The sequence below is a fragment of the Streptomyces sp. NPDC007157 genome (genome assembly GCF_040634235.1).
Taxonomy (GTDB): Bacteria; Actinomycetota; Actinomycetes; order Streptomycetales; family Streptomycetaceae; genus Streptomyces.
In genome coordinates this window covers 1-11,364 of the sequence record NZ_JBEYFE010000061.1, presented here as the reverse complement: position 1 = coordinate 11,364, position 11,364 = coordinate 1, and the positions used below count along the sequence as shown (strand labels likewise).

Sequence of the window (11,364 nt, the reverse complement as noted above, 5' to 3'; positions counted from 1 at the left end):
GCGCGGGGGGGGGGGGGGGGGGGGGGCGGGGGGGGCGCGGCCGGGGGGGCGGGGGGGGGGGCCCGGCCCCCCCCCCCCCCCCGGGGGGGGGCGGGGGGGGGGGGGGGGGGGGGCCCCCCCCCCCACCCCCCTTGTGGTTCGTCCGCGGGTCCGGTGGGACTTGTCGTGCGGGCGCGGCGGTAGCCGCACATTGATCCCGCCCGGCGGTAGCCGCACATTGAGACAGCCCCGCGCCCCTGCCGGGGCGCGTCGTTGGCCCTCGTCCGCCACTGCGGCCAGGAGGGCCCGAGCGCCGACGCCACGTCGGCAAGCGCGCCCAGGTGACGGGCGTAGCGTAGGGGCATGACGAAGTACGGCTCCTTCCCCGGCACGCGGCCGCGGCGGCTGCGGACCACCCCCGTCATGCGGCGCATGGTCGCAGAGACCCGGCTGCACCCCGCGGACTTCATCCTCCCGGCGTTCGTCCGCGAGGGCGTCAGCGAACCGGTGCCGATCACCGCCATGCCCGGCGTCGTGCAGCACACCCGGGACACCCTGAAGAAGGCGGCCCTGGAGGCCGTCGAGGCGGGCATCTCCGGGATCATGCTGTTCGGGGTGCCGGAGGAGGGCAAGAAGGACGCCCTCGGCACACCCGGCACCGACCCTGACGGGATCCTCCAGGTCGCCCTGCGGGACGTGCGGGCCGAGGTCGGCGACGAACTGCTCGTGATGTCCGACCTCTGCCTCGACGAGACCACCGACCACGGACACTGCGGGGTGCTGGACGCCGAGGGCCGCGTCGACAACGACGCCACCCTGGAGCGGTACGCCGAGATGGCCCAGGTGCAGGCCGACGCGGGCGCCCATGTGGTGGGGCCGAGCGGGATGATGGACGGGCAGATCGGCGTCGTCCGCGACGCCCTCGACCAGATCGGGCGGGAGGACGTCGGGATCCTCGCCTACACCGCGAAGTACGCCTCCGCCTTCTACGGACCCTTCCGGGAGGCCGTCGGCTCGTCCCTCCAGGGGGACCGGAAGACCTACCAGCAGGACCCCGCCAACGTGCGGGAGTCGATGCGGGAGCTGGCCCTGGACCTGGAGGAGGGGGCCGACATGGTGATGGTCAAGCCGGCCGGGCCCTACCTCGACGTCCTCGCCCGGGTCGCCGACGCCGTGGACGTGCCGGTCGCCGCCTACCAGATCTCCGGCGAGTACTCGATGGTCGAGGCCGCCGCCGAGAAGGGCTGGATCGACCGGGACCGGGCCATCCTGGAGACCCTCACCGGCATCAAGCGGGCCGGCGCACAGAACATCCTCACGTACTGGGCGGTCGAGGCCGCCCGGATGCTCGGCTGAGCCTCGGGACCAAGGGCCGGCGCCCGCTGCGAGATCTCGCGGCGGGCACTGCCAATTCGGGCCTCTCGCTCACCAGTTGAGGGCGTCGTCGCGGTCCTGCTGCCAGTACGTCACCCGCAGCGAGCTGTCGTAGTACACGCCCTTCGCCGGCAGCGACGGCGTCGCCGAGGCACCGCCGCCGCTGTTCGGGGACATGCCCTGGAAGGCGACGACCAGCTTGCGGCCGGTCGTACCGCCGTCGCCACTGCCGTCGGCCGCGGACAGCAGCACGCCCGCGTACCCGGACTCGCCAGGGGCGAGGGTGGTGACCGCCTGCGGGTGGGTCTCCTCGGCGGGCTGCGGGACCCACTGCATCTCGTCGAAGCGGAGCACGGGGTAGTAGGTGAGGTAGCAGGTCCTGCTGCCGGTGTTCCTCACCGTGATCAGCATGTGGTTCAGCGGACGGGAGAGCGGCTGGACGGTGACGGCGGTGTTGGAGCCGTTGCACAGCACGGGGTCGGACTTGCCGCCGCTGCCGCCGCCGCTCGGCGTCTTCGTGGTCGCGTCGTTCACGGGTGCGGGCGTGGACTTTCCGGTGCCGGTGCCGGTGCCGGTGCCGGTGCTCGTCCCGGTGCCTGTGCCGCCGTCGGCGGTCCCCGAGGGCTTCGGCGTCGCTGCCGTCGACGTCGACGTGGTCGTCGTCGGCCGGGACGCTCCCTCGTCCCGTGCGCCCGTTCCGTTCTCACAGGCCGTGAGGGCGAGGGCGGCGACGGCGGCGCCGGTGGCGGCGAGCAGGCGGACACGGCGGGCGGTACGCATGGCGAATCCTCTTTCGAGTGGCGGCGTGCTTGGATGGCCACAGCCTGTGGGCCGCTTCGTCCCGTCCGCCACAGTTGCCGGACGATCAGGGACGCTGGAACGGCCATATCGGCTTTGACCTGGGAGAACGTCCCTTCCCTGGAACGTGGGAACGGGACGCGGGGGACGGAGGAACCGTGTCGGACAGTGCTGCGGGAAGCGGCTTCGCGGAGCTGTTGCGGGAGCTGAAGGACCGCTCGGGACTGAGTTACGGCACGCTCGCCAAGCGGCTGCACATGAGCACCTCGACCCTGCACCGCTACTGCAACGGGGACGCCATACCGGCGGACTACGCCCCCGTGGAACGTCTCGCCCGGCTCTGCAAGGCCGACCCCGGGGAACTCGTCGAGCTGCATCGGCGGTGGGTGCTGGCGGATGCGGGACGGGGACGGAAGGCGGACACCCCGGAGAGGCCGGAGAAGCCGGAGAGGCCCGAGAAGCCGGCCGAGGCAGTGGTATCAGCGCAGCCGGAACCGGGACTGGAGCGGGAGTCGGAGCCCGTATCGGTGCCGGAGTCTGACCCCATGCCGGTGCCGGAGGTGGTGGTCGGGCCGGGCGCCGCCGTGCGTGGCCGCCGGGTTCGGCGGCCCGCGCTCCTCGCCGGGATCGCGGTCGTCGCCCTGTTCGGCGCCGCCCTGGCCGCCGTACAGCTGCCCTCCGGCGGGACGGACGAGAAGGGCACGGGGCCGGCGGGCGTCACCACCGCGGCCGGCGCCGCTCCGCACCGCACGCACCGCTCCTCGACGGCGCCGACGGCCGGTTCGTCCGCCGCCTCGCGGACCCCCTCCGCCTCGTCCTCGGCCCCGGCCGCCGGTCCGGCCGAGGACACCGCCTCGGCCGGCTCCTCGGCCACCGCGGACGACAGCACCGCCGCGCCCCCGCTCACCGTCAACACCCAGCCCTACAGCTGGGAAAGCCCCTGCTCCCAGCACTACCTGATCGAGCGGGCCCCGGCGGATGTGGCGCCGCCGCCGCTGGAGTCCGACGCGACCGCGTGGGTGACCGCGCATCAGGCGGTCTCCTCGGGGGAGCAGTACGTCACGCTGACCGTGCAGGGCAGCGGCAGCGAGTCCGTGGTGCTGGAAGGGCTCACGGTCCGTACGGCGGAGCGGACTTCACCGCTCGCCTGGAACGACTACGCGATGGGCTACCCGGGCGTCGGCTGCGGCGGGAACGTGCCCACCCGCTCCTTCACCGTCGCCCTGGACGCGATGCGGCCGGCGGTCGTGCCGGAGGCCGGGCACCGGGACTTCCCCTTCAAGGTGAGCGAGTCGGATCCCGAGGTGTTCTACATCAGGGCCGACGCCTCGGCGTACTACGTGGGCTGGTACCTGGAGCTGTCCTGGTCCAGCGGGTCGCGGCACGGGACGCTGCGGATCGACGACAAGGGGCGGCCGTTCCGCACGAGCGGGAACAACGGGCGGCCCGCCTACGAGTTCCCGCTGGGCGGCGAGGCCTGGCGGACCGCGTCGTCGGCGGGGTGAGACCGGGACGCGGCCGAGGGGCCCTCGTCGCGTACGCCCTCGCCGTCCCGGCAGCCGCTGAGGGCGGTCGCGGTGACCAGCGCCAGGGCTGCCGCCGCCAGGAGACGGCGGCGGCGGGCGGCCGGGGCGGGGTGCTGGGCGGCGGACATGCGAGGGCTCCCTTGGCGTCGTCGGCGTGCTCGGCGGTGCTCGGCGGTGCTCGGCGTGCTCGACACGATCGGCGTGGTCGGCGATCTCGGTGTGCCCTCAGCCTGTGGGCCGGGGCGCCCGGGCCGCCAGACCTCCCGGACGATTCGGGACGGCTGAGCCCGGTCCGCACGCCCGACCTGCACGGATCCCATCCCGCGGGACGCCGGGACGGGACGCCCGGGTGCCCGGATCGGGGGCCGGGCGTGGTTCGTCCGTATCGCGGAATCACGGGTGTAGACGGCATCTGTCTCTCTAGGCTCCGGTCAAGACGAGGATCAGCCCGAGGAGCCGTCCATGACCGCCACCAGTGCCCCCGCCGCCCTGCCGCCGCTCGCGGCCCGTGCCCGTGCCGTCGGCGGTTCGCCGGTGCGGGAGATCCTCGCGGTGACCGCACGCCCCGAGGTGATCAACTTCGCGGGCGGGCTGCCGGCCCCCGAACTCTTCGACCGGGAGGGCATCGCGGCCGCCTTCCGGGCGGTGCTGGAGGAGTCGCCGGAGCGGGCGTTGCAGTACTCGACGACGGAGGGCGAGCCGGCCCTGAGATCCGGACTGGCGGCGCGCGTCACCGCACAGGGTCTGCCCACCGACCCCGACGACCTCCTGATCACCACCGGCTCCCAGCAGGCCCTCTCCCTCCTGGCGAGCGCGCTGATAGACCCCGGTGACACCGTCCTCGTCGAAAGCCCCTGCTATCTGGCGGCACTTCAGGTGTTCGGCTTGGCCGGCGCCCGGATCCTGCCCGTGCCGGGCGACGCGGACGGCGTCGACCCGGCCGCCCTGGAGGAACTCATCCGCGCCGAGCGGCCCAAACTCCTCTACCTCGTCCCCACCTTCCAGAACCCCACCGGCCGCACCATGCCCGCCGCCCGCCGCGCCGCCCTCGCCACCGCCGCCGCCCGGCACGGCCTGTGGATCGTCGAGGACGACCCCTACGGCGAACTCCGCTACGACGGCGACCGCGTCCCCTGGATCGCGTCCTTCCCCGGCGCCGCGGACCGGGTGGTCCTGCTCGGCTCCTTCTCCAAGGTGATGGCACCCGGCCTGCGCCTCGGCTGGCTCCGCGCCCCGGGTGCGCTGCGCCGCGCCTGCGCGGTGGCCAAGCAGGCGGCCGACCTGCACACCCCGACCCTCAACCAGCTCGCCGCCGCCCGCTACCTGGACGTCCTGGACGGTCATGTCGCCACCGTGCGCGCCGTGTACGGCGCACGCCGGGACGCCATGCTGGCCGGCCTCGCCGACGCCCTGCCGGCCGGCTCCACCTGGAACCGGCCCGAGGGCGGCATGTTCCTCTGGGCCCGGCTCCCGGAGCCGTACGACACCACCGTCGTGCTCCGCCGGGCGGTGGAGCACGACGTGGCCTACGTCCCCGGTGAGCCCTTCTACGCCGCCGACCCCGACCGCTCCACCCTGCGCCTGTGCTTCGTGACCCAGACACCCGAGGAGATCGGGGAGGGCCTGCGCAGGCTGGCCGCGGGGCTCAGCGGCTGAGGCGGCTCCGTCCCACCGGGGCACTCCCACCGGGTCAGTCCCACCGGCTCAGCCCCACCGGGTCAGTCCCACCAGAAGTGCCACAGCCGCTCGCCGACCAGCTGCTCGGCGTACGACGACAGGGTGTCGTCGGCGCCGGGCAGCACGCTGTCCGGGCAGAACGCGAAGTGCTCGGCGGCCACCGCCTCCGCCTCGTCGAGGTCGGCGGGCGGGGCGGCCACGGAGACGGCGAGATGGTCCAGGCCGAGGGCCACCACCCGGATCCCGAAGCGGTCCTCCCAGGAGCGCAGCACCGCGCACAGCCGGGCCACGTCCTCCTCGTAGTTGACCGGCCCGCTCCAGCCGACGGCCGCCGGTATGTCCGCGCTGCGCCGGGCCGACACCAGCGCCAGGTGCGGCTCCTTCAGCCAGGGCCGCCCCTGGCTCAGCGCGTCGGCGACGTCGGCGGCCCGCGCGTCCGGGTCGGCGACCAGCGTCGGGGCGAGGGCCAGCCCCGGCCACTCCTCGCCGTCCGGCGGGTCCTCCTCCCAGTAGTCCTCCAGCACCTCGTCGGCGTCGTGGTCCCCCGGGTACGACGTCTCCTCGGGCGCGAAGTCCCAGTCGTCGACCTCGGAGACGTCGATCAGCACCGGCAGCAGCCCCGCGCGGGCGGCCGGCGTACCCAGCGCCGCCCAGGTCCCGGGACCGGCGGGCTGCCCCGCGTACCACAGCAACGGCTGGTGCCACGGGCCGTCCAGGGTCTCGTCCAGCAGTCTCCCGGGCGGGAGTTGGAGCCCCAGGGACCGACCGCTCGGGTCGGTCGCCAGCTTGGGCAGCGGGTTGGGAAGAGTCGCCATGCCACAGACTGTAAGGGCGGCCACTGACAACGACGTTGGCGACCACGGGAAGCGGTCCCGTCACCCCCCGCCGTACCCCTGCGCCGCGACCACCTCGCGCAGTGCGAGACAGCGCCCCGCCGGTTCACCGGCCAGGGCACACAGCTGCTCCACGGCCGCGCGCGGCGGCAGGGCACGGCCGCCCAGATAGCGCTGCCAGGACGACTTGCTGAACGTCGTCTTCGCCGCCAGCCCCGCCAGGCTCAGCCCGGTGCGGTCCCGTAACGTGCGCAGGGCGGCGGGCACCGCCTCCGTGTCGCCGCCCCGGGCCGCGACCTCGTGCAGCGCGAGCAGCCCCACCGGATCGCCGCCGCCGAGCCGGGCCAGCGCCGCCACCGCCTCCGGGGGCGGCAGCGAACGGCCCGCCAGATAGCGCTCCCAGGACTTCGGGCTGTACCCGGTGTGCGACGCCAGCCGGTGCAGACTCAGCCCGCTGCGCTCCTTCAGCCGGCGCAACCGCACGGTCAACAGCCGTAAACAAGGCTCCAGTTCGACAGGCAGCGCGCTCCCGTGCCGCGACATGAATCCCCCGATCGTCGTCCTTGTCCGGCTGACGGATCGGGCGCGGTGCCCGTATGAGTCCGGCGGTGGCCGTCCTGTCGTACCGCCGTGGCGGACGGCGTTCGCGCAGGTCAACGGGTACGGCGTCCCGCCCGGCCGTCACTTGTGGGGGAGGTGTGGCTTCCACCGTCGTCCGGCCCGCACGCTCGTGTCGATCTGTTCTCGCGACCGGAAAGAGGAACGCATGCGATCGAACGTTGTGGCCAGGACCCTCGTCAGTGTCGCCGCCGTGGCGGGGCTCGCCGCCGGAAGCCTGGCGGCCGCGGGTACGAGTTTCGCGGCCTCGCAGCCGGCCGCCAAGGCGGCGGTGACTTCCCGGACCGCCGCCATCCAGGCGGTGAACAACCTCGGCCTGGACACCGCCCACGCCGCGAACTGGCAGTGCTGGATGGCGAGGTGGGGCTACAACCCCGGCACGATCGACGGGCAGCTGGGCACCAACAGCTGGAAGGCGGCCCAGCAGATGTTCAACGACCAGGGCCTGGGCGCCGGTACCGTCGACGGCGTCGTCGGACCGAACACGATCAGGGCGCTGCAGCGCTACCTGAACCAGTACGGCTACAACCTCGACGTCGACGGCGTCGCGGGACCGGCGACCAAGGCCGCGTTCTGGGACTTCAACGCCTACTGCTGAGCCGCCCGGACGGCCCGGGCGGCTTCAGGCTTCAGGCTTCAGAGCCGCTCGGGCGTCCGGATGCCCAGCAGGGCCATGCCCTGGTGAAGGGTGCGGGCCGTCATGTCGCACAGGAGGAGGCGGTTCTCCACCTGGGCGGGGGTGTCGGCCTTCAGGACCGGGCACTTGTCGTAGAACGACGTGTAGAGGGACGCCAGCTGGTACAGGTAAGCGGCCAGCTTGTGCGGGGCGTACTCCGCCGCCGCCTCGAAGACCGTGTCGCCGAACGCGTCCAGGTGCAGGCCCAGCGCCCGCTCCGCCGCGTGCAGCTCCAGCTCCGGGTGCGCGGCGGGCCGGACGTCCCCCGCCTTGCGGAGGATCGACTGGATACGGGCGTACGCGTACTGGAGGTAGACGGACGTGTCGCCGTTCAGCGAGACCATCTGGTCCAGGTCGAACTTGTAGTCCCGGCTGGGCGAGGTCGACAGGTCCGCGTACTTCACGGCACCGATGCCGACCTGCTGGGCCCGCTCCTGGATCTCGGCCTCGGTGAGGTCCTGCGCCTTCTCCCGGACGACGCCGGCGGCCCGCTGCACCGCCTCGTCCAGCAGGTCCTCCAGCCGTACCGTCTCGCCCTCACGCGTCTTGAACGGCTTGCCGTCCGCGCCCAGCACCGTGCCGTAGCCCATGTTGTGCGCGGTGACGTCGTCGGTGAGCCAGCCCGCCCGCCGTGCCGCCTCGAAGACCATCCTGAAGTGCAGCGACTGCCGCACGTCCACGACGTAGAGCAGCGAGGTGGCGTGCAGGTCGGTGACCCGGTCGCGGATCGCCGTCAGGTCCGAGGCCGCGTAGCCGAAGCCGCCGTCCGCCTTCTGCACGATCAGCGGGACCGGCTGGTCGTCCTTGCCCCGGATGTCGTCGAAGAAGACCACGAGGGCCCCCTCGGAACGGACCGCGACACCCATCTCCTCCAGGAGCCGGGCGGTCTCGGGCATGCCGTCGTTGTACGCCGACTCGCCGACGATCTCGTCGTCCCGGATCTCCATGTCGAGCTTCTCGAAGACCGAGTAGAAGTAGACCTTCGACTCGTCCACGAACCGCTGCCACAGGTCCAGCGTCTCCTTGTCGCCGGACTGGAGGGCGACCACCCGCTTGCGGGCCCGCTCCTTGAAGTTCTCGTCCGCGTCGAAGACCGCCCGGGACGCCTTGTAGACCCGGTTCAGGTTCGACATGGCCTGCTCGCCGTCCGTGTCGGTCTCCGCGGACAGCTCGTCCGGGTTCTCGATCAGGTACTGGATGAGCATGCCGAACTGGGTGCCCCAGTCGCCGATGTGGTGCCGGCCGATCGTCCGCTCGCCGGTGAAGTCGAGCATGCCGCGCAGGGCGTCGCCGATCACCGCGGACCGCAGGTGGCCGACGTGCATCTCCTTGGCGACGTTCGGCTGGGCGTAGTCGATGACCGTGATGCCCGGGTTCTCCTTGGCCGCCACGCCGAGCCGGTCGCCGTCCGCGTACCGCGCGGCCAGGTTCTCGGTGATCGCCTTGTCGGAGAGGGTGATGTTGAGGAAGCCGGGCCCGGAGACCTCGACGTCCTTGATCAGGTCCGCGCCGGTGACGACGTGGGAGACGACCTGGGTCGCCAGCTCCCGGGGGTTGGCCTTGGCCTTCTTGGCGGCGGCGAGGATGCCGTTCGCCTGGAAGTCGGCCCGGTCACTGCGTCGCAGCAGCGGGTCGACGGCGGCCTCCGGCAGGGTTGCCGAGAGGGCGTCCGCGAGACGCTGATTGACGAGATCGGTGAGCGACGTGACCGAGGCCATGGGGTGGGAGCCGTTCTCCTCGTGGGTGCGGGTGGACGCGACCAGTATTTCACGGGGGGTAAAGGGGTTTTTGCGGGTGAGAGCTCGGAGGGGGGTGCGGCGCGTTGCCGGGTGCGGCGCCGTGGGGGCTGGTCGCGCCCGCGCGGCGGAGCCGCATGTCGATACAGCCTCGCGCTCCCCAAGGCGGCTGCGGCCCCAAGGCGGCTGCGCCCCCAGAAGGCGGCTGCGCCGCTTGGGGTGCGTTTGTGTAAAGGCGTTTTCGTGGATGCCGTAGTGCCTGGGACAATGGAGCGGTCAGCCGTGCGACCGTACCGGCTGTCCCGTGTCAGAAAGAAGGACGTGCCGATCGTGGCTCAGAGCACCGAGACCACCGACTGGGTCTCCCGTTTCGCGGATGAGGTCATCGAGGAGTCGGAGCGTCGGGCCCCGGGCAAACCGGTCGTCGTCGCGTCCGGGCTCTCCCCGTCGGGCCCCATCCACCTGGGAAACCTGCGCGAGGTCATGACCCCGCACCTGGTCGCGGACGAGGTCCGGCGGCGCGGGCACCAGGTCCGGCACCTGATCTCCTGGGACGACTACGACCGGTACCGCAAGGTGCCGGCCGGCATCGCGGGCGTCGACGGGTCCTGGGCCGAGCACATCGGCAAGCCGCTCACCTCGGTGCCCGCCCCGCAGGGGTCCGCGTACCCGAACTGGGCCGAGCACTTCAAGGCCGCGATGGTCGAGTCGCTGGCCGAGCTGGGCGTGGAGTTCGACGGGATCAGCCAGACCGCCCAGTACACCTCCGGGGTGTACCGGGAGCAGATCCTGCACGCCATGAAGCACCGCGGCGACATCGACGCGATCCTCGACCAGTACCGGACCAAGAAGGCCCCCGCGAAGAAGCAGCAGCAGAAGGCCGTCGACGAGGCCGAGCTGGAGGCCGAGGAGGGCTCGGGCGCGGCGGGCGAGGACGACGGTTCCGCGGGCTCCGCCGGGTACTTCCCGTACAAGCCGTACTGCGGCGGTTGCGGCAAGGACCTGACGACCGTCACCGCGTACGACGACGACACCACCGAGCTGACGTACGTCTGCACCGAGTGCGCCTTCACCGAGACCGTCCGGCTGAGCGAGTTCAACCGGGGCAAGCTGGTCTGGAAGGTCGACTGGCCGATGCGCTGGGCGTACGAGGGCGTCGTCTTCGAGCCGAGCGGTGTCGACCACTCGTCGCCGGGGTCGAGCTTCCAGGTGGGCGGGCAGATCGTCGGGATCTTCGGCGGGCAGCAGCCCATCGGACCGATGTACGCGTTCGTGGGCATCAGCGGGATGGCGAAGATGTCGTCCTCGCGCGGTGGCGTGCCCACGCCCGCCGACGCGCTGAAGATCATGGAGCCGCAGCTCCTGCGCTGGCTCTACGCCCGCCGCCGGCCCAACCAGTCCTTCAAGATCGCCTTCGACCAGGAGATCCAGCGGCTCTACGACGAGTGGGACAAGCTGGACGCGAAGGTGGGCGAGGGCGCCGCGCTGCCCGGCGACGTCGCCGCGCACGCGCGTGCGGTGGGTACGGCCGCCGGTGAGCTGCCGCGGACCCCGCGGCCGCTGTCGTACCGGACGCTGGCGTCGGTCGCCGACATCACCGCAGGGCACGAGGACCAGGCGCTGCGGATCCTCAGCGAACTGGACCCGGCCAACCCGCTGGGATCGGTGGACGAGGCACGGCCGCGGTACGACAAGGCCGAGGCCTGGATCAACACCCAGGTACCGGCCGACCAGCGCACCATCGTGCGGGACGAGCCGGACGCCGAACTGCTGAAGTCCCTCGACGAGGCGTCCCAGCAGTCGGTACGGCTGCTGCTCGACGGGCTCGCCGAGCACTGGTCGCTGGACGGCCTGACGCACCTCGTGTACGGCGTGCCCAAGGTGCAGGCCGGGTTCTCCGCCGACGCGACGGCCAAGGAGCTGCCGGCCGAGATCAAGACCGCCCAGCGGACGTTCTTCGCCCTGCTGTACCACCTGCTGGTGGGGCGCGACACCGGGCCCCGGCTGCCCACGCTGCTGCTTGCCGTGGGGCAGGAGCGGGTGCGGCGGCTGCTCGGCGAGTAGGCCGGCGTGAAGGCGTGAGGGGGGGTCGCAGTGGGGGGCCCGCGGGGGGGGGGCGCGGGGATGGGGGGGCGCCGGAAGTTGGC

General features: G+C 72.7%; 8 protein-coding genes and 3 pseudogenes. 5 read left to right on the top strand and 6 right to left on the bottom strand.

What is annotated here, in order from left to right; genetic code table 11:
- Positions 1 to 342: 342 nt before the first annotated feature.
- A complete protein-coding gene (gene hemB / locus ABZ642_RS46230) occupies positions 343 to 1,335 on the top strand; it encodes a porphobilinogen synthase (protein ID WP_360497717.1) in 993 nt (330 codons plus the stop codon).
- A 69-nt stretch (positions 1,336 to 1,404) separates the two neighbouring features.
- Here the strand turns inward: hemB and ABZ642_RS46225 are convergent, their stop codons facing one another.
- Positions 1,405 to 2,133 (bottom strand): DUF4232 domain-containing protein, encoded by a 729-nt coding sequence (locus tag ABZ642_RS46225; RefSeq protein WP_360497714.1) that lies wholly within the window; start codon positions 2,131 to 2,133, stop codon positions 1,405 to 1,407.
- A 138-nt stretch (positions 2,134 to 2,271) separates the two neighbouring features.
- On the opposite strand from ABZ642_RS46225, the pseudogene ABZ642_RS46220 reads away from it, so the two are divergent.
- A pseudogene (locus tag ABZ642_RS46220) lies at positions 2,272 to 3,656 on the top strand (helix-turn-helix domain-containing protein).
- Here the strand turns inward: ABZ642_RS46220 and ABZ642_RS46215 are convergent.
- Positions 3,602 to 3,805, bottom strand: a complete 204-nt coding sequence (locus ABZ642_RS46215; protein ID WP_360497711.1) for a hypothetical protein — start codon at positions 3,803 to 3,805, stop codon at positions 3,602 to 3,604. The pseudogene ABZ642_RS46220 and the gene ABZ642_RS46215 sit on opposite strands and share 55 nt — an antisense overlap.
- A 334-nt stretch (positions 3,806 to 4,139) precedes the next feature.
- On the opposite strand from ABZ642_RS46215, the gene ABZ642_RS46210 reads away from it, so the two are divergent.
- Positions 4,140 to 5,333: a PLP-dependent aminotransferase family protein gene (locus ABZ642_RS46210; RefSeq protein ID WP_360497708.1), complete on the top strand. Its 1,194-nt coding sequence runs from the start codon at positions 4,140 to 4,142 to the stop codon at positions 5,331 to 5,333.
- Positions 5,334 to 5,395: 62 nt separating this feature from the next.
- Here the strand turns inward: ABZ642_RS46210 and ABZ642_RS46205 are convergent, their stop codons facing one another.
- From ABZ642_RS46205 to ABZ642_RS46195, 3 genes and pseudogenes are all read right to left on the bottom strand, one after another.
- Positions 5,396 to 6,169, bottom strand: a complete 774-nt coding sequence (locus ABZ642_RS46205) for a DUF4253 domain-containing protein (protein WP_360497705.1) — start codon at positions 6,167 to 6,169, stop codon at positions 5,396 to 5,398.
- Positions 6,170 to 6,247: 78 nt separating this feature from the next.
- Positions 6,248 to 6,493, bottom strand: a pseudogene (locus tag ABZ642_RS46200) (helix-turn-helix transcriptional regulator); the annotation flags it as partial.
- Positions 6,476 to 6,730 (bottom strand): annotated as a pseudogene (locus ABZ642_RS46195) (helix-turn-helix transcriptional regulator); the annotation flags it as partial. The pseudogenes ABZ642_RS46200 and ABZ642_RS46195, both read right to left, overlap by 18 nt.
- 223 nt (positions 6,731 to 6,953) lie before the next feature.
- Here ABZ642_RS46195 and ABZ642_RS46190 point away from each other — a divergent pair.
- Entirely contained in the window at positions 6,954 to 7,403 is a 450-nt protein-coding gene (locus tag ABZ642_RS46190) for a peptidoglycan-binding domain-containing protein (protein ID WP_360497702.1), read from the top strand.
- Positions 7,404 to 7,441: 38 nt separating this feature from the next.
- Here ABZ642_RS46190 and argS read toward each other — a convergent pair whose 3' ends face one another.
- Positions 7,442 to 9,199 carry an arginine--tRNA ligase gene (gene argS, locus ABZ642_RS46185; RefSeq protein WP_360497699.1) on the bottom strand — a complete coding sequence of 586 codons (1,758 nt, stop codon included), beginning with the start codon at positions 9,197 to 9,199 and terminating at the stop codon, positions 7,442 to 7,444.
- Between the two features lie 339 nt (positions 9,200 to 9,538).
- On the opposite strand from argS, the gene lysS reads away from it, so the two are divergent.
- Positions 9,539 to 11,281, top strand: a complete 1,743-nt coding sequence (gene lysS / locus ABZ642_RS46180) for a lysine--tRNA ligase (RefSeq protein ID WP_360497696.1) — start codon at positions 9,539 to 9,541, stop codon at positions 11,279 to 11,281.
- The last annotated feature ends 83 nt before the right edge of the window (positions 11,282 to 11,364 follow it).